The organism is Jejubacter calystegiae (assembly GCF_005671395.1).
GTDB classification, from domain to species: Bacteria; Pseudomonadota; Gammaproteobacteria; order Enterobacterales; family Enterobacteriaceae; genus Jejubacter; species Jejubacter calystegiae.
Map to the genome: position 1 here is coordinate 4,619,797 of NZ_CP040428.1, position 22,244 is coordinate 4,642,040.

At 58.6% G+C, this 22,244-nt stretch carries 17 protein-coding genes and 1 riboswitch; of the genes, 7 read left to right on the plus strand and 10 right to left on the minus strand.

Going from position 1 to position 22,244, the window contains the following annotated elements; genetic code table 11:
• Positions 1 to 170 precede the first annotated feature (170 nt).
• Both trhP and yegS read left to right on the plus strand, forming a co-directional pair.
• Positions 171 to 1,550 carry a prephenate-dependent tRNA uridine(34) hydroxylase TrhP gene (trhP, locus tag FEM41_RS21685; protein WP_138098340.1) on the plus strand — a complete coding sequence of 460 codons (1,380 nt, stop codon included), beginning with the start codon at positions 171 to 173 and terminating at the stop codon, positions 1,548 to 1,550.
• A gap of 227 nt (positions 1,551 to 1,777) precedes the next feature.
• The gene (gene yegS / locus FEM41_RS21690) at positions 1,778 to 2,674 is read left to right on the plus strand and encodes a lipid kinase YegS (protein WP_138098342.1); all 897 of its coding nucleotides are present in this window, start codon (positions 1,778 to 1,780) and stop codon (positions 2,672 to 2,674) included.
• Between the two features lie 249 nt (positions 2,675 to 2,923).
• On the opposite strand, the gene FEM41_RS21695 is transcribed toward yegS, so the two are convergent.
• From FEM41_RS21695 to thiM, 9 genes are all read right to left on the minus strand, one after another.
• Positions 2,924 to 3,697, minus strand: coding sequence for an ABC transporter ATP-binding protein (locus FEM41_RS21695; protein WP_138099295.1), 774 nt, complete (start codon positions 3,695 to 3,697; stop codon positions 2,924 to 2,926).
• A gap of 21 nt (positions 3,698 to 3,718) precedes the next feature.
• Entirely contained in the window at positions 3,719 to 4,582 is an 864-nt protein-coding gene (locus tag FEM41_RS21700; protein WP_138098344.1) for an ABC transporter ATP-binding protein, read from the minus strand.
• Positions 4,554 to 5,453 (minus strand): ABC transporter permease, encoded by a 900-nt coding sequence (locus FEM41_RS21705; RefSeq protein WP_138098346.1) that lies wholly within the window; start codon positions 5,451 to 5,453, stop codon positions 4,554 to 4,556. The genes FEM41_RS21700 and FEM41_RS21705 overlap by 29 nt, the downstream gene beginning before the upstream one ends.
• The gene (locus tag FEM41_RS21710; RefSeq protein ID WP_138098347.1) at positions 5,450 to 6,487 is read right to left on the minus strand and encodes an ABC transporter permease; all 1,038 of its coding nucleotides are present in this window, start codon (positions 6,485 to 6,487) and stop codon (positions 5,450 to 5,452) included. The genes FEM41_RS21705 and FEM41_RS21710 overlap by 4 nt, the downstream gene beginning before the upstream one ends.
• The gene (locus FEM41_RS21715) at positions 6,484 to 8,064 is read right to left on the minus strand and encodes an ABC transporter substrate-binding protein (RefSeq protein ID WP_241666661.1); all 1,581 of its coding nucleotides are present in this window, start codon (positions 8,062 to 8,064) and stop codon (positions 6,484 to 6,486) included. Before FEM41_RS21715 ends, FEM41_RS21710 begins: the two co-directional genes overlap by 4 nt.
• A 98-nt stretch (positions 8,065 to 8,162) precedes the next feature.
• Complete coding sequence (locus tag FEM41_RS21720) at positions 8,163 to 9,317, minus strand: mandelate racemase family protein (RefSeq protein WP_138098349.1); 1,155 nt, start codon at positions 9,315 to 9,317, stop codon at positions 8,163 to 8,165.
• Positions 9,318 to 9,631: 314 nt separating this feature from the next.
• Complete coding sequence (gene fbaB / locus FEM41_RS21725; RefSeq protein WP_138098351.1) at positions 9,632 to 10,684, minus strand: class I fructose-bisphosphate aldolase; 1,053 nt, start codon at positions 10,682 to 10,684, stop codon at positions 9,632 to 9,634.
• A 918-nt stretch (positions 10,685 to 11,602) separates the two neighbouring features.
• Positions 11,603 to 12,403 carry a bifunctional hydroxymethylpyrimidine kinase/phosphomethylpyrimidine kinase gene (gene thiD / locus FEM41_RS21730; RefSeq protein ID WP_138098353.1) on the minus strand — a complete coding sequence of 267 codons (801 nt, stop codon included), beginning with the start codon at positions 12,401 to 12,403 and terminating at the stop codon, positions 11,603 to 11,605.
• Positions 12,400 to 13,188: a hydroxyethylthiazole kinase gene (gene thiM, locus FEM41_RS21735; protein WP_138098356.1), complete on the minus strand. Its 789-nt coding sequence runs from the start codon at positions 13,186 to 13,188 to the stop codon at positions 12,400 to 12,402. The genes thiD and thiM overlap by 4 nt, the downstream gene beginning before the upstream one ends.
• A gap of 36 nt (positions 13,189 to 13,224) precedes the next feature.
• Positions 13,225 to 13,325, minus strand: a riboswitch (TPP riboswitch).
• Between the two features lie 358 nt (positions 13,326 to 13,683).
• Here thiM and hdcC point away from each other — a divergent pair.
• The 5 genes from hdcC (at position 13,684) to FEM41_RS21760 (ending at position 21,013) form a co-directional block, all read left to right on the plus strand.
• Positions 13,684 to 15,036, plus strand: a complete 1,353-nt coding sequence (gene hdcC / locus FEM41_RS21740; RefSeq protein ID WP_138098358.1) for a histidine-histamine antiporter — start codon at positions 13,684 to 13,686, stop codon at positions 15,034 to 15,036.
• A gap of 45 nt (positions 15,037 to 15,081) precedes the next feature.
• Entirely contained in the window at positions 15,082 to 16,218 is a 1,137-nt protein-coding gene (locus FEM41_RS21745) for a histidine decarboxylase (RefSeq protein ID WP_138098360.1), read from the plus strand.
• Positions 16,219 to 16,414: 196 nt separating this feature from the next.
• Positions 16,415 to 17,779: an amino acid permease gene (locus FEM41_RS21750; protein ID WP_241666543.1), complete on the plus strand. Its 1,365-nt coding sequence runs from the start codon at positions 16,415 to 16,417 to the stop codon at positions 17,777 to 17,779.
• Positions 17,780 to 17,791: 12 nt separating this feature from the next.
• Entirely contained in the window at positions 17,792 to 19,060 is a 1,269-nt protein-coding gene (hisS, locus tag FEM41_RS21755; protein ID WP_138098362.1) for a histidine--tRNA ligase, read from the plus strand.
• Between the two features lie 102 nt (positions 19,061 to 19,162).
• The gene (locus tag FEM41_RS21760; protein WP_138098364.1) at positions 19,163 to 21,013 is read left to right on the plus strand and encodes an ATP phosphoribosyltransferase regulatory subunit; all 1,851 of its coding nucleotides are present in this window, start codon (positions 19,163 to 19,165) and stop codon (positions 21,011 to 21,013) included.
• On the opposite strand, the gene nepI is transcribed toward FEM41_RS21760, so the two are convergent.
• Complete coding sequence (gene nepI / locus FEM41_RS21765) at positions 21,010 to 22,194, minus strand: purine ribonucleoside efflux pump NepI (RefSeq protein WP_138098366.1); 1,185 nt, start codon at positions 22,192 to 22,194, stop codon at positions 21,010 to 21,012. The two genes, FEM41_RS21760 and nepI, sit on opposite strands and share 4 nt — an antisense overlap.
• Between the last annotated feature and the right edge of the window lie 50 nt (positions 22,195 to 22,244).

Genomic DNA, 22,244 nt, shown 5'->3' on the forward strand with positions numbered 1-22,244 from the left:
TAACCCCCGGGCCCGGTGTGTCAGCCACATGCGCCACGCCCGGAGGTTTACTCCCCCGCCTGCTGGCGCTACAATTCCCGCCCTTAAATAAAGGCTATATCCAAAGCCCTCGCTATACCGCCGTCTCATCAGGTGAGGCGGGTCTGACCTGTCATCAGAACGAGAAAATCATGCTTAAACCGGAACTGCTCTCTCCGGCGGGAACGCTGAAAAATATGCGTTACGCCTTCGCCTACGGTGCCGATGCCGTCTACGCTGGCCAGCCACGCTACAGCCTGCGGGTGCGCAATAACGAATTCAATCACGAAAATCTGGCGCTCGGCATTAACGAAGCCCATGCCCTTGGCAAAAAGTTCTACGTGGTGGTGAATATCGCTCCCCATAACGCCAAACTGAAAACCTTTATCCGCGACCTGAAACCGGTGGTGGATATGGGGCCAGACGCGCTGATTATGTCCGATCCCGGGCTGATTATGATGGTCCGCGAAGCTTTCCCTGAGATGGCGATTCACCTTTCGGTACAGGCCAACGCCGTAAACTGGGCGACGGTGAAGTTCTGGCATCAAATGGGGCTGACCCGTGTCATCCTTTCCCGCGAGCTGTCGCTGGAAGAGATTGCCGAAATCCGCCAGCAGGTGCCGGAAATGGAGCTGGAAGTCTTCGTGCATGGCGCGCTGTGCATGGCCTATTCCGGCCGCTGCCTGCTTTCCGGTTATATCAACAAGCGCGACCCCAACCAGGGGACCTGCACCAACGCCTGTCGTTGGGAATATAAGGTGCAGGAAGGCAAACAGGATGAGGTGGGCAATATCGTCCATCAATACGAGCCGATCCCGGTTCAAAACGTAGAACCCACTCTGGGCAGCGGCGCGCCGACCGATAAGGTCTTTATGATTGAAGAGAGCCAGCGCCCGGGCGAATATATGACCGCCTTCGAGGACGAACACGGCACCTACATCATGAACTCGAAGGATTTACGCGCCATTGAACACGTTGGCCGTCTGACCCAGCTTGGCGTGCACTCGCTGAAGATCGAAGGCCGCACCAAATCCTTCTATTACTGCGCCCGTACCGCCCAGGTGTACCGCCAGGCCATTGATGACGCGGCGGCCGGTAAGCCATTTGACCCTTCACTGCTGCAGACCCTGGAAGGGCTGGCGCACCGCGGTTATACCGAAGGTTTTCTGCGTCGTCATACCCATGACAGCTACCAGAACTACGAGTACGGCTACTCGGTTTCCGACAGACAGCAGTTTGTCGGCGAATTCACCGGCGAACGCCGCGGCTCCTTTGCTGCGGTAGCGGTAAAGAACAAGTTTTCGCTGGGCGATCTCCTTGAGATGATGACCCCCCAGGGCAATGTCACCTTCACCCTGGAGAGCATGGAAAACGGCAAAGGTGCCGCAGTGGAAGTCGCCCCGGGCAACGGCCACACCGTCTGGCTGCCGGTCCCCGAGGCAATGCCGCTGGAGTATGCCCTGTTGATGCGCAATCTGAACGGTCAGACCACCCGTAATCCGCACGGAAATGAGCAGGTTAGCGTAAGTTAAGCGGGGATCTTTTTTTTTCGAAAACGATCACACACCAGCGCGACTGACGACGGTATGATGATCGCTCGAACGAAAATGAATCATCGGCTTTAACAGCAATCACCTCCTTAAACCTGCGTAAACTCATCTTACGCAGGTTTATTTTTGTCTTTCGTCCTGTTCTCAGGCGCCCCGCCTCGCTGTACGATAAACTTAATCTCCCCCTTGTTTGGTCCGAAGAGTCAGATATGGAAAATTCCTGCTTATCACTGATGATTGTTAATGGTAAAAGTGCGGGCGATGAGGCCCTGCGAACGGCCGTTGCCGATATGCGCGAAGCAGGCCACCGGCTGGAAGTGCGCGTCACCTGGGAGCACGGCGATGCCGCCCGCTACCTCGACGAAGCCGTGGCTCTTGGCGCGCAAACCGTGATTGCCGCAGGCGGCGATGGCACGATTAACGAAGTCGCCACCGCTCTGGCGGGCCTGAGCGGCCAGCAGCCTGCGCTGGGCATTGTGCCGCTCGGCACCGCCAATGACTTTGCCACCAGCGCCGGTATCCCTCTTGAGGCAGACAAGGCGCTACAGCTGGCGCTGGTCGGGCGCCCTTCCGCCATCGATCTGGTCGGCGTTAACGATAAGGCCTGGTTTATCAATATGGCAACGGGCGGCTTCGGTACCCGAATCACGACCGAAACTCCGGAAAAACTGAAAGCGGCGCTGGGCGGTGTCTCCTACTTTATTCACGGTCTGCTGCGGATGGATACCCTGAAGCCGGACCGCTGCGAGATTCGCGGCGAGAATTTCCACTGGCAGGGGGATGCTCTGGCGATCGGCATCGGTAACGGCCGTCAGGCGGGCGGCGGTCAGCAGCTCTGCCCCGAAGCGCTGATCAACGACGGTCTGCTGCAACTGCGCATCTTCACCGGCGAAGAGCTGCTGCCCGCCCTGCTCTCCACTCTGGGCAAGCCGGAGGAGAACCCCAATATTATCGACGGCGCCTCATCCTGGTTCGAGATTGAAGCGCCGCACGACATTACCTTTAATCTGGACGGCGAACCGCTGACTGGCCGCAGCTTCCGCATTGACGTTAAGCCGGGGGCTCTGAGTTGCCGCCTGCCGCCGGATTGTGTGCTGCTGAAGTGACATTTCCCCTCCCTCTCCCCGTATACGTTGTATGTTCAGAGGGAGGCAGTTTCAGCGCAGAAGAAAAATGGCAGAATATAATGATGCGGAGGACTGTTCCGTTCACTTTACGTGACTGCTTTTCTGTTGATTCACAGCCGGTGAACGGAACCTTCGCCAGCACGGCATATTCCTCATGAACACAGCGCCACCGTAATAATATTCCCCGTCAAGGATGACTTTATCCCCGCGCTACCCCGCAATCCCCCCTTAATACGCCGCCACCTCCCGCGCCAGCTCGCGGCTATAGCGCTGGCTGGCGTCAATCAACATCCGGGTATAAGGCTGACGGGCCTTTCCTGCCACCAGCGCATCGACCCCCAGAGTCTCCAGTATTTTACCGTGCTGCATCACCGAAACCCGCTGGCACAGGTGAGCCATCACACCGGGATCGTGGGTCACCATCAGATAAGTCAGCCCGCCCTCGCGGTGCAGCGCCACCAGCAGGTTAAGAATTTCTGCCTGTACCGACACGTCCAGCGCAGAGGTAGGCTCGTCAAGCAGCAGTACCCTGGGCTCCAGGATTAGCGCCCGGGCGATGGCCACCCGCTGACGCTGGCCGCCGGAAAGCTGATGCGGATAACGGTCGCGAAACGCACGGTTCAACCCCACCCGATCCAGCCAGCGGTTGATGCGCCCGTCGCGCCCGCCAGTGCCGTGAATCAGCAGCGGCTCTTCCAGAATATCGCCGATGGTATGGCGTGGATGCAGCGAACCCCAGGGATCCTGAAACACCATCTGAACCTGGCGGCAGCGTTCACGCTTCAGGCGGTGGGTCAGCGGTTCGCCCTCGATGGCAAGCTGGCCCTGCCAGTGGGTAAACAGCCCCGCCAGGCACTTAAGCACCGTGGTTTTACCGGAGCCGGACTCCCCTATCAGCCCGTAAATCTCGCCGGGGCGTACGCTGAGCTCGACATCGAACAACACCTGGCGACGATCGGCCCCTTCGCCAAAGTGCAAATTCAGCCCCTGAGTGCGAATCATGGTTTCCATAACGTCTCCTGATTATTCGGTCAGCCAGCGACTCTGGCGTTGCAGCACCGGCAGCGTCTCGCGGCGGCTATGCAGTTCGGGCAGCGCGGCGATCAGCCCCCGGGTGTAGGGGTGCTGCGCGCGATCCAGATCCCGTGCGGCAATGGACTCCACCACCCTGCCGGCATACATCACCAGCACCCGATCGCAGAAGCTGCGCACCAGGTTGATATCGTGGCTGATAAAGATAAGCCCCAGTCCGCGCGACTGCACCAGATCGTCAAGCAGCCCCAGAACCTGTAAACGTACCGAGACATCCAGCGCCGAAGTCGGTTCATCGGCAATCACCAGTTCGGGATCGGTAATCAGCATCATGGCAATCATGATCCGCTGCCCCTGGCCGCCAGAGATCTCATGGGGATAGAGCCGGTAGACCCGACCCGGATCGCGGATCCGTACCACTTCCAGCATCGCCAGCGCTTTTTCCCGCGCCATTTTGCGACTGCCGGTATGGTGGGTCCGCCAGGCCTCGGCTATCTGATCGCCCACGCAAATCACCGGATTCAGGGAATATTTCGGATCCTGCATAATCATGGAGATCCGCCCGCCGCGCAGGGCGCGCATCTGAGCGGCAGAGGCGCTACGCAGATCCAGGTCGCCAAACTGTAATCTGTCGGCATGAATTCGGGTGCGGGCGGCATGCAGCCGCAGCAGCGCCCGTCCAACGGTGGATTTACCGGAGCCGGATTCACCGACAATCGCCAGCTTTTCACGGCCCAGCGCGAAAGAGACGCCGCGCACCGCGTGGGTAGTCTGGCGACCGTTAACAAATTCAACGTGCAGATTACGCACGTCGAGCAGCGGCGCGTTATTCGCTGCGGGGATCGAGGATGTCACGTAGGCCGTCTCCTAAAAAGTTAAACGCCAGGCTGTTAATCAGAATCGCCAGCCCCGGAATGGTCACCACCCACCAGCACTCCATCATGTAAGTGCGACCGCTGGAGATCATCGCCCCCCACTCTGGCTGCGGCGGCTGGGCGCCAAGCCCCAGAAAGCCCAGCCCGGCAGCGGTCAGAATAATCCCGGCCATATTCATGGTGATGCGGATAATCACCGACGGCAGGCACAGCGGGACGATATGGCGCCACAGTACCCGCAGCGGCGACGCCCCCTGCAGCCGCACCGCCGAAATAAAGTCCGCCTGGCGCAGGGAGAGGGTTTCCGCCCGCGCCAGACGGGCGATGGGCGGCCAGGCGGTGAGCGCAATGGCGATCACCACATGCTCCAGCCCCGGCCCCAGGGCGGCCACAAAGGCCAGCGCCAGTACCAGACTCGGAAACGAGATAAAAATATCGGTAATGCGCATCAGCGCTTTGTCCACCGCGCCGCCGAAATAGCCTGCGGTCACGCCCAGCGCCAGCCCCAGCGGTCCCACGGTCAGCGACACCAGCAGCACAATGTAGAGCGTAATCCGCGCCCCATATACCAGACGACTGAAGATATCGCGCCCGAACTCGTCGGTGCCGAACCAGTGGCGGGCATCCGGCGGGCTAAGGGCATTATTAAGGTCCTGAATCAGCGGGTTGTACGGCGCTATCCAGGGGGCAAACAGCGCCGTCACCATCAGCAGCAGGATAATCGCGCCGCCGACGGCGGTCAGCGGATTGCGCGCCATCTGCCCGATAAACGCGGCACTTCGCCTGGCGGCGCGCTTGAGCCGCACCCGGCGTTCACCGGCAACGACACCGGATTCAAGGGAAAGCGTCATGATCGGGTCCTCGGGTCGAAGAGTTGATAAAGCATGTCGGACAGCAGATTCAGGGTGACGAAGATAATCCCCACCACCAGCACGCCGCCCATCACCGCATTCATATCGCCAAGCAACAGACTGCCGGTCAGCCACGACCCGAAGCCGGGCCACGAAAAGACGGTTTCGATCAATACCGCCCCTTCCAGCAGCGATCCATAGGCCAGCGCCACCACCGTCAGCAGCTGCACCAGAATATTGCGGAACGCGTGATTCCAGATGACCTGTCGTTCGGTCAACCCCTTAACCCGGGCGGTGATAATGAACTCCTGAGACAACTGGGCCAGCATAAAGCTGCGGGTCATCCGGCTGATGTAAGCCAGCGAATGGAAGCCCAGTAGCGCCGCGGGCAGGATCAGGTGATTCAGCGCGCTGCGCAGCACCTCCATATTGCCCGCCAGTAGCGTATCCAGCACAATCAGACCGCTGCGAGTCGGCACCGCACCGTCCAGGCTCATATCCAGCCGCCCGGCGCCGCCCACCCAACCCAGCCAGGCGTAGAACACCAGCAGCCCCATCATCCCCACCCAGAAAATGGGGGTGGAATATCCCGCCAGGCTGATGATGCGCACCACGTAGTCAAGAGCACCATTGCGCCGCGCCGCCGCCATCACCCCAAGCGGAATGCCCAGCCCGGCGCCAATAACAATCGCCAGGGTCGCCAGCTCCAGGGTGGCCGGAAAGACCCGCAGGATATCCTGAGCCACCGGCCTTCCGGTCAGCAGGGCATTGCCCAAATCGCCCTGGGCCAGCCCGCCCAGCCAGATAATAAACTGGTGCCACAGGGGTTTATCAAAGCCCAACTGCCGATAAACCTGCTGGTAAGTGCTCTGGTCCGCATCCGGCCCGACGATGGAGAGTACCGGGTCCACCGGCATCACCCGGCCGATAAAAAAGGTTAGTAACAGCAGGCCAAACAGCGTGACCGCCACCTGCCACAGACGCGCCGACAGACGTCGGGCCATGATGCCGCCAGAAGATGATATCGCCGTCATCCTCGTACCTCCCCGCCCGCCGGGCGTTTACTGACGTCACGCAGAAAAGTGGTGGCCGATGGGTGCGGAATGTAGTTCAGCACCTCGTTACGCACCACCACCGAATCCACCATCTGGGACAGCGGAATCAGCGCCGGGATTAACTGTTCATAGCGTTGCTGAATAGCCTGATAATCCGCCTGCTGTTTTTGCGGATCGCGCTCCACCAGCGCCTGGTCGATCATCCGGTTGATCTGCGGGTCATACATGCCGGTACGCCAGCCCTGAAAGTTGGTCAGGCGCGCGCTGTCGCGGTTATCCGGGTTGTAGACCAGCGAGCGCAGGCTGGAATGGGGATGCGGCTCCATACCGCTACCGCCGCGCCCCACCAGCATGTCGAAGCGCCGCTCGCGCATGGCGCCGTAGATCTGGTTGCCGGTGCCGGTCATGATTTTGGCGTTAATACCGGCCTGCATCAGGGTGGACTGCACCGCGATGGCGATATTGATAAATGGCTGATCCGCCAGGACCCGCAGGGTGGTCTCAAAGCCGTCCGGGTAGCCAGCCTCGGCCAGCAGCGCCTTCGCCCGCGCCACGTCCAGCCGGTAGCCGGGGTCCGGCAACGTTGCCGCCATACCCGACTGAATTGGCCGCTGATGCAACACGCCGTAGCCGGGCATCAGCGCCTTGTTGATGCCCTGATAGTCAATCAGCCAGCGCACCGCTTCGCGCACCTTTGGGTTCGCGAAATGAGGCTCGTTCATGCTCATCGCCACATAGTAGAGGGTGCCGCGCCGCACGCCGTCTACGGTGACCGCCGGATCGTCGCGCAGCGCCCGCACGTCAGCCACCGCCATATTGCTGGCGATATCAATATCCCCTTTAGCAATCATCAGACGCAGGGTCTGGGATTCCTGAAAATGGCGGAAAATCACCCGGGCGAGCTTCGGCTCACCGCGCCAGTAGTGGGGATTGCGTACCATCGTCAGCCGATCTTTGGCCTGCCAGACCTCCAGCGAGAAAGGCCCGGATCCGGCGGCGTGGGTGGTCAGCCAGCGATTGCCCCAGTCGCCGTTTTGGGCATGGGCCTGCACCGTTTTACTGTCGAGCACCACCACATTGCCTAACGCCGCCAGCGAGTAGATCACCAGTTGCGGATCGCCGGGCTGCGGCAGGGTAATTTCCACGGTCCAGGGATCCGGCGCCCGCACGTGGCTGTCAACGTTATCCCGGGTAAAGCCGTAGGATTTCCACACCGAAGCCTGAGCCAGATTCAGGTGCAGTACGCGGCGCATTGACCAGACCGCGTCTTCCGCCGTCAGCAGATTGCCGGAATGAAAGGTCACACCGCGCCGCAGGTGAAAGCGAATGCTGTCGCCCTGGGGGCTAATCTGCCACGACTCCGCCAGCGCCGGGCGCACGTTGCTCAGCCGTTTGGGATCCAGTTCCACCAGCGGATCGTAGAGGTTAACCATCATGCCCACCGCCTCGTTACCGGTCATCGCGGCCGGATCCAGGGTGAGCAGATTATTCATATTCATGCCGATAATAAGCTGGTCCGACGGCGTTTTCGCAAGCGTCGGAGCGGCCCCCAGCATGAGCAGGAACGTGAGCAGCCACGCCCCCCATCGCGAGCCTGTTGTCATCATAGAGATACCGAAGGTCAGAGGTATTTTTTACCGCGCAGCGCGGCGTTTTAGTATTGGCTTACGGTATGCGCTTCTACCCAGGCGAAGTTGATATCTTCCCCCAGGCCGGGTCGTTCGGGCAGGTGAACCATGCCGTCGCTGTCCATGGGATCGACCAGACTATTGAGGTAAGCCGCAGGCTGGTCATAGTCGAGGAACGGATGCAGCAGGCCGCGCTCGTACCAGCGACAGTTACGGATGGCCCCCACCACCGCAAGGCTGGCAGCGCCGTTGCCGTGCACCTCGCAGTCCATACCGAAAGCCTCGGCCAGACTCGCCACCTTCATACAGGGCCCGATGCCCCCTACCCCGTTGGCGCCAGCACGCAGAATGTCGCAGGCTCCGGCCTGCACCCAGTCGGCGCGGCTGTGGTGCTTACCGCCCAGGCTTTCAGGGCCGATAACGTCGATATTCAGGTTACTGGCAAGCCAGGCGTAGGAGGCCATGCTCGCCTCTTCCATCGGCTCTTCAAACCATGCGAAGCCGAGCTTTTCCAGCTCCCGACCAATCCACAGCGCTTCGCTGCGGCTGTACCAGTGGTAGCCATCCAGCATCAGCGCAATATCCGGGCCGACCGCTTCACGCACCGCGGCACAGGCTTTAACGTCCATCTGAGGATTGGGCGCAAACGACACCGGCGGCATCCAGGTATGGAGCTTAATGGCCTTATAGCCGCGGGCCACCAGGGTTTCGGCAAACCGGCCGTACTCCTCAGGCGTAGAGAGCCCGCCCGGCAAATCGTCGCCGCACATGGTGCTGCCATAGGCCGGCACCCGGTCTCGGTAACCGCCCAGCAGCTTCCAGACCGGCATATTGAGCTTACGGCCCGCCAGATCCCACAGCGCCTGTTCCACAAACGAGAGCGCCCGCTCGGTAAGCTGATGGGCGCTACCGCGCTGCCAGTGGGACAGCGCCTGCCACAGTTGTTCACGCCGGAAGGGATCCTGCCCCACCAGCACCGGACAGAAAAAAGTTTCCACCACATAGGGACGCACCACCTCCGGCGGCGCCAGGGTATAACCGCAGGTTCCGTCATCGGCAGTGATGGTAAGCAGCGCCATTTTCGCCTGGCTCTCTTCCCCGGGATGGGAATGACCGGCGCTGTCGGAACAGCGACGAGTGGGATACGTAAAGACAGAGACATTAATAGATTCAATTTTCACAGGGGTATGGGTCCTTAATCGGGATCGTTCAGGGCGTCTGCGCGCCATTCGCTACCGCAACTGCTAACCACTACGGAGGGAGTTGTTAATCTAAAACAGTGTTTCGATATTCAAGTTAGGTGGATTTTTCACCGCCTGCCTCGGACAAAAGCGCGTAAATACGCACCGTTTTTTGGACGTCTGCCCAGGGTAGCGTGATGCTTTTCACAGAGTGTTAATAAAATGTGACAGCCGTCGATACCCGAATGGCCGCATAATCAGAAGGGAGAAAAGGGGAAATGGCGCACCGCCAGGAACCGCAGCGCGCCAGAACATCAGGCGATGTTGATCTTAGTATCCAGGTAAACATCCTGTACGGCGTTGATCAGCTTCACGCCGTCGGCCATCGATTTCTTAAAGGCCTTACGTCCCAGAATAAGCCCCATACCACCCGCACGCTTGTTAATCACTGCCGTGCGTACCGCATCGGACAGATCGTTTTCGCCACCCGCGGCGCCACCGGAGTTAATCAGCCCGGCACGGCCCATATAGCAGTTCGCCAACTGGTAACGCACCAGATCGATGGGGTTATCGGTAGTCAGTTTGCTGTAGACCCGTTCGTCGGTGTAACCGAAGTTAACTGCCTGATAGCCGCCGTTATTTTCCGCCATCTTCTGCTTCACAATATCGGCGCCGATGGTGGCCGCCAGGTGGTTGGCCTGGCCGGTCAGGTCGGCGCTAACGTGATAATCCACCCCATCTTTTTTGAAGGCAGGGTTACGCAGATAGGCCCAGAGTACGGTCACCATACCCAGCTCGTGGGCGCGTTCAAAGGCTGCGGAGATCTCTTCAATCTGGCGGCGCGACTCCTCAGAGCCGAAGTAAATGGTCGCCCCCACGGCAACCGCCCCCATATTGAACGCCTGCTCGACGCTGGCATACAGGGTCTGGTCATACTGGGTGGGATAGCTCAGGGTTTCGTTGTGATTCAGCTTCACCAGGAAAGGAATGCGGTGAGCATAGCAACGCGCCACCGAAGCCAGCACGCCGTAAGTAGAAGCCACACAGTTGCAGCCCGCTTCAATCGCCAGTTCAACAATGTTTTTCGGATCGAAATAGAGGGGGTTTGCGGCGAACGAAGCCCCTGCCGAATGTTCCACGCCCTGGTCCACCGGCAGGATGGACAGATAGCCGGTACCCGCCAGGCGGCCGGTATTGTACAGGGTTTGCATATTACGAAGGACCGCCGGTGGACGGTTGTTATCCACCATGACCCGATCGACATAATCGTCGCCCGGCAGGTAGAGATTATCCGCCGGAATGGTCATACAACGGTGCTGGAGCAGTGTGTCAGCATCTTTGCCAAGTAACTGCGCAATATCAGTCATAATTCACTCCCGTAACGGCAGCGGGTGCTTCCCGCCGCACCAGTTAAATCCTGACCCGCCTGAAAAGCGGGCGCATTAAGTCTGGTTGGTTACGGTACGTTTTGCCAGAAGTCGCCGTATTTTCAGTTAATTCCGCTGTCACGCTTCACTGCCAGTGGTGGTAATGGCTGATGCGTTTCATTAGTCGGGGGAAATTAAGGTGTAGCGCGGATTCGGGTAAGCATTCACAAACGAATGGAATATGTAAATGTCGGAGAAGGTTCCGTTCACTTTATGTGACTGCTTCTCTGTTGATTCACAGCCGGTGAACGGGGAAGGTAGAAGGTTACAGACAGCGACAGTCTCCGACCTAAAAATCGCCGCAGCGTTCACGGCCGCCAGGGTCACCCCGACAGGGATGTCGGGGTGAGGGCGTGCGGCACACGGACGTGCCGTCACGCCCGACCCGTCCGGCGGACGGGAAAAGCGGAGGGGACCCGAAGGGCGATTTTTACGTCGGAAAGCCAGGGGTGGTCAGGGGGAGTGGCGTTTGAAGTCCCCCTGACCCGTTCACCGGTGCCGGTATTCACATAAGCAAACTCACCTTAAAGTGAACGGAACCTTCGCCAGCGTGACATATTCCACCTGAACACAGCACCACCGTAATAATATTTCCCGTCAATGAAACAACACTGAAACCCCATTAAATATTGCGAACCAGATTCATAGAACAGAAATACAACACGCCACTGTGATTTATTACAGGGTAAAATAACAGCAGCCAGTATTTTGTTAAGGAAGGTGCATAACAACAAGAAAGGTGATTAATACAGTCGCGACCCGCCAGTGTTGAAGCACTGACAGGCCGCTAACCACAACCAACTGAAAATGAGTGGATAGCACACCATTCAATAATCCTGTGATTATATAATCACAAAATCACCACCACGCATGAAAGTGATGCACCGGCCCATGCCCGTGCCCCACCTCCAGGCTATCGGCAGCCGCCAGCGCCTGAGTCAGCCAGGCCTTGGCTTCCACCACGGTCTGGCCCCAGTCATCGTAACGCGGCCGCAGCGCCGCCAGCGCCGACGAAAGCGTACAGCCGGTACCGTGAGTGTTTTTCGTCTGCACCCTGGGCGCAGTAAAACGCCGGGCGCCATCGCGGGTAAACAGCCAGTCCGGGCTTTCGGCATCGTCCAGATGGCCGCCCTTCATCAGTACCGCCTCGCAGCCCAGCGCCATCAGCGCTTCCCCCTGCTGATGCATCTCACGCTCGCTGGTAGCCATCGGCGCTTCCAGCAGCGCTGCCGCCTCTGGCAGATTAGGGGTGATTAACGATACTCGCGGCAGCAGATGTTCGCGCATCACTGAGACCGCCGATGGCGACAGCAGCGGATCGCCGCTTTTAGCCAGCATCACGGTATCCAGCACCACGGTGTGCGGCTGCCAGTACGCCAGGCGTTCCGCTACCGCTTCAACGATATCGGTTTCCGCCAGCATGCCGATCTTCACCGTATCGATGCGCAGATCGCTGAACACCGAATCGAGCTGCGCCGCCACAAAATCCGGCTCGATACGATAGACCGACTGCACGCCGCAGGTATTCTGGGCCACCAGCGCGGTTATCACACTGGCGCCATAGGCGCCCAACGCAGAAAAAGCTTTCAGGTCCGCCTGGATACCTGCACCCCCGCTGGGGTCGGTACCGGCAATGGTCAGAGCATTAATCCGTTTCATACCAGCGCCTCCGCATCCAGTTGCCATAGCGCATCCAGAAACTGCGGGACAAAACTCCCCGGTCCCTGACTGCGGGTAACCGCCATTTCCCCGGCGCGGGCCATTATCCGGCAACCGGCGGCGACATTTTCCAGCCTCTCCCCCGGCAGAGCGCAGCAGGCCGCTACCACCGCGGAAAGCGCACAGCCGGTTCCAACCACCCGGGTCAGCATAATATCGCCGCCGGGCACCTCCAGAGTGCGTTCGCCGTCGGTGATGTAATCTATCTCGCCGGTCACCGCCACTACCGCGCCTCTCTCACGGGCCAGATGGCGGGCCGCAGGCAACGCGACCCGGGCACTGTCGGTGCTGTCGACGCCGCGTCCCCCGCCCTGACCCCCGGCCAGCGCCAGAATTTCCGATCCGTTGCCGCGAATTGCGGCAGGCTGAAGCGCCAGTACCTCCCGGGCGAAGTCGCTACGCAGCGTCAGCCCCCCCACAGCCACCGGGTCGAGCACCCACGGGCGCTGCGCCTCACGGGCGCTGTCGATGGCGGCGCGCATGGCACGAGCACGTTCGCGAGTCAGGGTTCCGACGTTGACCAGGAGTGCGCTGGCGATAGCGCTAAACTGTGCCGCCTCTTGCTCATCTACCACCATGGCAGGCGAGGCGCCAAGGGCCAGCAAAACGTTAGCGGTAAAGGTCTGTACCACATCGTTGGTCATACAGTGAACCAACGGCGAAGTGGTACGAAGGTGATGCAGCGTCTGCAAGACAGCGTCGCTGCACAGTGGATCAGATTGCATGGTGAACTCCCGCCCGGCGCGAAGAAGAGGGATACCGGTACGGGCATCTGACTTCCCTACGCCGGCACTATCCGGATCAGGTCAACGGGTCTTTCTCAGCCCCGCATCCAGTCGGCGGAGCACCCCGAGTCATTTGATTTTAAAGGAATTAGTTTTCTTTAATTCCTTTAATCAGCCGCCATGATAAAAGGTAACAATGGCGCTGTAAACGCATTTGTGGCCACAGAAATCACCAATTATTCAGACCGATTCTCCGGTTTAGCCTGAGAATAAGCGCTGGCTCTTCAGGCAGCCGTTCCTGTTCAAAAAAATGGGGACGGAGTCAATATCCAAATCATTGTTCAAATAAGCAGCAATTTGCGCATCGTTATTGTATGCCAGCCAGGCGAAAAGTGATCATTGTCAAAATTTACCCCCCTTCCCATCCTAGAATCGGCAGAAAAGCACTGGTTATAACGCTTATTTCATGTCTGTTTCTCAATAAGGAAAAATGTTATGGGATCGGTTAGCTCAGGCTCAGCTCATAAAATGGGAGTGGTCGCCCTTACGCTGGTTACCGCCTCAAATATGATGGGCTCCGGCGTATTTATGTTGCCCACCAACCTTGCCGGCGTTGGTTATATCTCGCTGTGGGGTTGGGTGCTCACTATTGTCGGTGTTATCGCTCTGGCGCTGGTATTCGCCAAAACCAGTTTAATTACGCCGCGCACCGGCGGGATTGTCGCTTATGCCAGCGATGCATTTGGTCCATTTATTGGTTTTCAAACCACCGTCTGCTACTGGATTAGCGCCTGGGTGGGCAATGTGGCCCTGCTGGTCGCCGGGGTGGGATATTTAAGTTATTTCTTTCCAGAATTAAAAAATCCGATGTACAGCAGTATTGCCGCCATCGTTATTTTGTGGGCCTTTGTCGTACTGGCAAGCTTCGGCGCCAGAACTGCCAGCCGCGCCCAGTCATTTACCGCAAGCTGTATGCTGCTGGTGGTGCTGGGCGTCGGCGCCGTAGGCTGGTTCTGGTTTGATCCGCATATGTTTACCGAAGTGTATAACGGCACAGGCCGCAGCGACAGCTCGGCGATTATCTCTGCCGCATCCATTGCGCTGTGGGGGTTCCTGGGCGTTGAATCGGCTGTGGTTTCTACCGGCCAGGTGGACAATCCGGAAAAGACCGTGCCCAAAGCGACGGTGTACGGACTGTTGATTGCCTCGGTCTGCTATGTGGGCAGTTGCTCGGTGATTATGGGCCTGGTGCCGCACAGCGAGCTGGTTAACTCCGCCGCGCCCTTTGCCGACGCCGCGCGCTATATGTTCGGCAAGACCGCCGGCAACATCGCTTCAGCGCTCAGTATTATCGCCTGCTTCGGCTCGATCTCCGGCTGGCTGATCCTGCAGTCTGAAGGCCCCCGCGCCGGTGCCCAGCAGGGCCTGTTCCCGCAGTTCTTCGCCGACACCAATAAGCGTGACGTGCCAATGAAGAGCCTGATTTTCACCGGTGTACTGATGAGCCTGGTGTTAATGATGACCGCCTCCCCTAACCTGGCGAAACAGTTTGAAGTGGTGATTCTGATGTCGGTCTTCGCTTCGCTGCTGCCCTATATGTACGCCCTGATTTCCCTGCCGATCATTATGGTCTCGAAGAAATTAAATCGCGGTCGCAGCTTTATGTTTTATTGCGTGATGGTGGTTATCGGCATGATTTACAGCATCTTTGCCCTGTTGGGCTCCGGCACAGACTCCATGTTCTGGGGCGTGGTGATGATGATGGTAACCATTCCCCTGTTCTGCTTCGTGGCCGCTGGCCGCAGTAAGAAAGGCGAAAGAGTGCTTTATCTGGATAAGAAAGTCTGAACGTCAGTTCGTCATTAAACGTTATGCTTGAAAAGGAGAAATAAAATGACACTATCCATCGCAGATCAGAATAAACTCGATGCGTTTTGGTCATATTGTGTTAAGAACCAGTATTTCAATATTGGTTACCCGGAATCCGCCGATTTCGATTACACCATTCTGGAAAGATTTATGCGTTTTTCCATTAATAACTGTGGCGACTGGGCGGAATATTGTAACTACCTGCTGAACTCTTTCGAATTTGAAAAAGAAGTGATGGAATATTTTGCCCAGCTGTTCAAAATTCCGTTTGAGGAAAGCTGGGGCTACGTGACCAACGGCGGCACCGAAGGCAATATGTTCGGCTGTTATCTGGGTCGCGAACTGTTCCCGGATGGCACCCTGTACTATTCCAAAGATACCCACTATTCGGTCGCCAAGATCGTTAAGCTGCTGCGCATTAAGTCGCGGGTGGTGGAATCCCAGCCTAACGGCGAGATGGACTACGACGATCTGATGCATAAAATCGCCGCCGACGGCGAGCGGCATCCGATTATTTTCGCCAATATTGGCACTACGGTGCGTGGCGCAGTCGATAATATCGCTATCATCCAGCAGCGCCTGAAGGAAGCGGGCATCGCCCGGGAAGACTACTATCTGCACGCTGATGCAGCGCTGAGCGGCATGATTCTGCCCTTCGTTGACGAACCCCAGCCCTTTACTTTTGCCGACGGCATCGACTCTATCGGCGTTTCCGGCCATAAGATGATCGGCTGCCCCATTCCCTGCGGGATCGTCGTGGCGCGGCGTAAAAACGTCGATTTAATCAGCGTTGAAATCGACTATATATCAGCCCACGACAAAACCATCACCGGCTCCCGTAACGGCCATACCCCGCTGATGATGTGGGAGGCGGTCCGCAGCCACACCCTCGCCGACTGGCAGCGCCGTATTCGCCACTGCCTTGACATCGCGCAGTACGCGGTCGATCGCTTCCAGGCCGCAGGCGTTAACGCCTGGCGTAATAAGAACTCCATTACCGTGGTCTTCCCCTGCCCGTCAGAAGCGGTATGGAAAAAACACTGCCTGGCGACATCGGGCGACGTCGCTCACCTGATCGCTTCCGGACACCACCTGGATACCAGCAAGGTAGACGCTCTGATCGACGATGTTATCGCCGATCTCAACGCCCGTGCGGCGTAAAAAAGGGTGGTGATTCCTCACCACCCTTCACGCAAACGCGCCACTGGCACCAGAGCCAACCGTTACCAGTGGCGCATCCGGCTCGCTACGAGCCCCGTTCACGCTAAACGCTTTACCCGGGTAAAGCAACATCTGCGAGAGCGGCGTTCGCAACCTGCCAGTCCTTTCACCTCACTGCGTCGGGACAAAAAATGATATGGATGAAAACCGCTCAACTTCGCACCGCATGGGGCTGCTGGCGCTGACTGTCATGACGGCGTCCAATATGATGGGTAGCGGCGTCTTTATGCTGCCCACCACCCTTGGGCAAATCGGTTCGGTCTCAGTATGGGGATGGGCGCTGACCTTCCTGGTCATCCTCTGCCTGGCGCTCATCTTTAACAAGATGAACGCCCTCTTCCCACATAATGGCGGCATTATCGCCAGCATTCATTACTGTTTTGGCCCTTTTATCGGCCTGCAAATGACGCTGTTTTACTGGCTGGCTACCTGGGTCGGCAACTGCGCTCTGCTGCTGGCAGGCGTGGGTTATCTCTCTTTCTTTTTCCCCGTTTTGCTCCACCCGCTTTACGGCGCGCTGGCCTGTATCGCCCTGCTGTGGCTGGCGGTACTGCTGGGGCTGCGCGGCGCAAAGCTGGTAGGCAAAGCGCAACTTATTACCGGCGGCTGCATGGTCGCGGCGATTCTCAGCATCGGTTTACTGGGCTGGCGCCACTTCGATCTCCACATCTATCGGGCCGCCTGGAATCTGAGCGGCCAGTCGGACGGCCATGCCATCATTAATGCGGCGGTGATTTCTCTGTGGGGCTTTCTGGGGGTGGAATCTGCTTCAGTTTCCCGCAGCCAGGTGGAAAAACCGGATCGCACGGTGCCGCTGGCGACCCTGTGCGGGCTGGCCATTACCGGTCTGTGCTATGCCAGCTCCACTAACGTGATTATGGGAATTCTGCCCCACGCAACGCTTACGGCATCGGCTTCGCCCTTCGCCGATACCGCGCGGGCCATCTGGGGCACCGGCGCCGGGCAGCTTATCTCCGCAGCGGCCATTATCGCCTGCCTGGGCGCCATGCCCGGCTGGCAGATTCTGCAAACCGAAGTTCCCCGCGCCGCGGCAGAGTCAGGCATTTTTCCCCCGATCTTCGCCCGCACGAATCGTTACGGCGTGCCCTGGGTCGCGCTGATCTTTACCGCTATCCTGATGACCCTGGTGCTACTGCTGACGCTGTCGGCGAGCCTGCAAAGTCAGTTCAGAAACGTCATTGTTCTGGCCGTCGCGGCCAGCCTTTTTCCTTATGCCTTCGCCGCCCTGGCGCTACCTGGAATGATGGTGATGAAAGACCGTTACCGCGGCGGCGGATTTTACGGTTACTGCCTGTTGAGCCTGACCGCCTTTGCATTTATTGCGGGCGCGATACTGTCCGGACAGTCACGCGCCCTGTTGTGCGGCGTTTTGCTACAAATCGCCACAATCCCTCTTTACCTGTTGTATATCGTACGCCGGCAGCGACGGGAGAGAACCGCCTCTCCCCTGCTACTGCCGGCGCCTGGTTCTCATCAATAAAAAGGAATCTGTATGATCAAGTTACGCGCAATACGTGGAATGCGTGATGTCCTGCCGGATGAAACACCCATGTGGCAATGGCTGGAGGGTAAATTTCGCCATATGGCCTTCCGCTACGGCTATCAGGAAATGCGCCTGCCGCTGCTGGAACCGGTCGCGCTGTTTGAACGCGCCGTCGGCGAAGCGACCGACATCGTCTCTAAAGAGATGTACAACTTTCTGGATAAGAGCGGCGAACATATCACTCTGCGTCCGGAAGGCACCAGCGGCTGCATGCGCGCCGTACTGGAACAAAATATGTGCTACAACAAAACCCAGCGCCTGTGGTATCAGGGGCCGATGTTCCGCTATGAACGCCCCCAGAAAGGCCGCCTGCGCCAGTTCACCCAGTTCGGCGTGGAGGCTTTCGGTATGCCGGGAGCCGATATCGACGCCGAACTGATCTTCATGGTTCGCGATCTATTCCAGGAGCTGGGGATTCTGCAACACGTACGGCTGGAGATAAATTCTCTGGGGACAGCCCGGGAGCGCAGCCAGTACCGACAGGAGCTGGTCGCCTGGTTCGAACAACACCGCGAATTGCTGGATGAAGAGAGTCTGGTCCGCCTGGAGGTTAACCCTCTGCGCATCCTCGACAGTAAAAATCCGCAAATGCAGGAGATGATTGAACAGGCGCCGCGACTGCTCGACTTCCTTGAAGATGAATCACGCCAGCACTTCACCACTCTGTGCCAGTTGCTCGATAGCGCCGATATTCCCTGGCGCCTGAATACCCGCCTGGTTCGGGGCCTGGACTACTACACCCGCACTGTCTTTGAGTGGGTGACCGACAAGCTCGGCGCCCAGGGCACGGTCTGCGGCGGCGGCCGCTATGACGGACTGGCCGATCTGTTCGGCGATAAATCGCTGCCCGCCTGCGGCTTCGCCATTGGCATTGAGCGCCTGCTGCTGCTGATCCAGGCCGTTAGCGACAAGGATAATCCCCAGTGGCACTACCGTCCCGACGTCACTATCACCAGCGAACTGGAGGATGGTAATATCCGCGCCCTGCTGCTGGCTGAATTCCTGCGTCAGCGCTGCCCTCAACGCTATATCGCCGTAGATTGCAGCGGCGCCCGGCTAAAACGCCAGCATCAGAACGCTCTCAAGTCCCACGGCCAGTATATTGTGACCCTGAACCACGATGGCACCATCCGACTGTGGGATCTGGTCAACAATCAGCAGTCTGAAGTCAGCGACGCTCAGCTAGCGGAAGCGCTACAACAGGCGTCGGTGCGCTAAGGTTTTTACTCTTTGCAGGATCGCGTCGGCCCCTGAAGGCACCACCGCGCCGACGCGTTTAATAACAATAATGGCGGACTTTCAGCCACCCGGTGAGAATTGATGATGTCCAGAAAAAAAAGACTCTTTGTGCCAGGGCTCCCTCACCTGATTAAACTTCGCGGGCATAACTATGAACCGCTCTTTAAATCGCCAGAAGACTACAATCGCTTTCTTGAATGTCTCGATCGCGCCTGCGCGCTGTATACAGTGCGCCTTTATGCCTGGTCGCTAACGCCCCAACGCATTCTGCTGCTGCTCGACGCGCCGGATAAAGAGGCAATGGGACACTTTATGCAATATACCGGACGTAGCTACGTGCCCTGGTATAACGGCCGTTATCATCGGCGCGGCGCGCTTTGGGAAAGCCGCTACTGGAGCAGCCCGATCGAAGCTGACGCCTGGTTTCTGCTGGTAAAGAAGTACGTTGAGCATCAGCACCGGGAACCGACGGGGCGCCACAGCTTCGCCGATACGCCGCCCGAGCGGCTCAGCCTGCATCCCTGCTGGCTGCGACTGGGCGCCACGCCCGAACAGCGGGTTCATCAATATCGCCAGTTGTGTCAGCGCCCCTTCAGCCCGACCATTTTTAGCCGTATCGAAACCGCGCTGGAGCAGAACTGCCTGCTGGCGACCCCGCAGTTCAGCCGTTCGCTGGAAGGTACTCTTGCGCGATCGCTGCAACCCCGCAGCGTCGGGCGACCGCGTAAATATTACAACAACCCGGTTTCCGCCTGGAGCTGGCTGGAAAGACAGGCAGGACAGCTTCTGCAACGCTACTGCTACCGGGAAATTCGTATGCCGTTACTGGAACGCTGGGAACAGGAGCTGTCGGCCTCCCCTTTTTCCGCAGGAACCGACGAGCTGCCGCTTAATCACCAGGCATTGCTGCGTGGCGACGGAACCATGGGCTGTCTGCGTATTGTGGCGAGCCATCAGGATCTCCAGAAAACCAGCAAATTATGGTATCTGGGCACGATGTTCCGCCGCAGCCATCAGCAGAAAGAGGCGATCCGATCATGCCATCAGTTGGGCGTGGAGGCATTCGGCTATCCGGGACACTGTATCGAGCTGGAGCAGATTGCGCTGCAGGCCGGATTTTTTCGCGACCTCCATCTCGAAAACCAGGTGGAGCTGCGCCTGAATACGCCGGGCGCCGCTTCGGAGTTCGCCTGTTTCCGCGAAGCGCTGCGCGCTTACTATCACCCCATGGCGCAGCTACTTTCCCCGGATCAGCAGCGTATTTTACAGCAGACGCCGGAACGACTGTTGAACGATCCGGATGTCCTGCTGCAGCGCATGGCAGGTAGCGCGCCGCGGCTGGCGACCTTTATTTCCGATGACTCCCACCTGCGCTTTCGCCAGCTGTGCAATGCCCTGGATAAAATGGCGATCCCCTATACCCACGACGAAGCGCTGTTTCCGGTTAACGATTACTGCCACCTGGTGTTCGAATGGCATAGCGATAAAATTCCGGCGCCCGGGCTGCTGTGCCGCGGCGGACGTTACGATCACAGCGCCAGTCAACTGACCGGGCGCGATATTCACGCCTGTGGTTTTGCGTTTATGATCGAGCCGATTATGCAGTTACTGCAGAGTGTGCAGCGCGATGCGCCTCACAGCCGTCAGGTGGATCTGGTGATTATTCCCGAACGTAGCCGCGCCCACGGTAACGCGCTGCTGCTGGGCCGTACGCTACGCCAGAGCTTTCCGCGCCTGAGTATCGTCAATGACTGTTCGCAGCTAAGAACCGCGACCCGGCAGAAGAACGCCCGTAGTCAGGGCGCCCGGTTTGTACTGATGGTCGAAGGAGATGAGCAGGAGGTGAAGCTTATCGATCTGCAAAACTGGCGCTCGGTGCGTATTCCCGCCCTCAGGGTGGTGCAGGAGCTGAGCGCCATGCTAATGCTTTAGGCATGCACCCGCACTTTTGCAGCCACCAGCAGCGCCGTCAGCAGCATCATCACACCGCACATGGCCGGCGGCGCCAGTAGACCCAAGTGATCGAGCCCCAACCCGCCAAGCGCCGCGCCGCAGGTGTTCGCCAACTGGATCACCGCCACCTGCACCGATCCCGCTTTTTCGGCCTGATCGGAAAGCGTCCGGGTTACCCAGGTGGACCAGCCCACCGGAATCAGCGAGAAGGTAAAACCGCTGATAATCGCCACGGCGGTAGCGACCCACTTATCACTGCCCCAGAGCATCAGCGCCAGTACGCTGAGCGCCAGCACCAGCGGCGCACAGGCCAGCGCTCCCTTAAGACTCACTTTCAGGAAAGCGGAAGAGAGCGAGGTCCCCACAAAGCTGGCGATACCGAAGCTCAACAGCACCAGCGTCAGGCCATCCACATCAAACCCGGCCAGATTCATATACAGCGGACGGATATAGGTAAAGAAAGCGAACTGGCCGCCGAACGCCATAAATATCGCAATCATCCCCGCCAGCACGCCGGGACGACGCAGTACCGAGATAATATTCTGCTGCCGGGACGGCGCTTCACCCGGCAGTCGGGGTAACGCCCGCCATACCCAGAAGATACAAAGAAATCCCATCAGCGCCGCGCCGTTAAAGACGTTACGCCAGCCGATAAGCCCGCCCAGGAAACTGCCCAGCGGCGCGGCAATCACCAGCGCGATAGAGACGGCGCCGAAGATCACCGACAGCGCTTTAGGAATGGTATGGCGCGGCACCAGACGCATGGTTAATGAAGCAGACATCGCCCAGAAGCCGCCCAGCGCCATGCCCAGGAAGGCGCGCCCCAGCAGCAATAAGGCAAAGCTGTGAGAGAACGACACCAGCAGGCAAGAGATGGTAAGCAGTACGGCAAAAGCCAACACCACCCGCCGACGATCGGTCTGACCGATAATGGTGGTGATAAACAGGCTGGAGAACATCGCCACAAAGGCAGTCACGGTCACCGACTGCCCCGCCAGTCCTTCACTGATACGCAGTTCCTGAGCCATCGGCGTCAGCAGACTGGCCGGCAGGAATTCAACGGTGATCAGACAGGCAACGCAAAAGGCAACGGCAAAAACGGCGGACCAGTTGGCTCGGGTCACCTCGGGGGTTCCCGGGGTCTGCGCGGTATCAGACATTCAACGACCTTCACTAATAACGGATGTAAAGCCGCGCAGTGTAACATTAA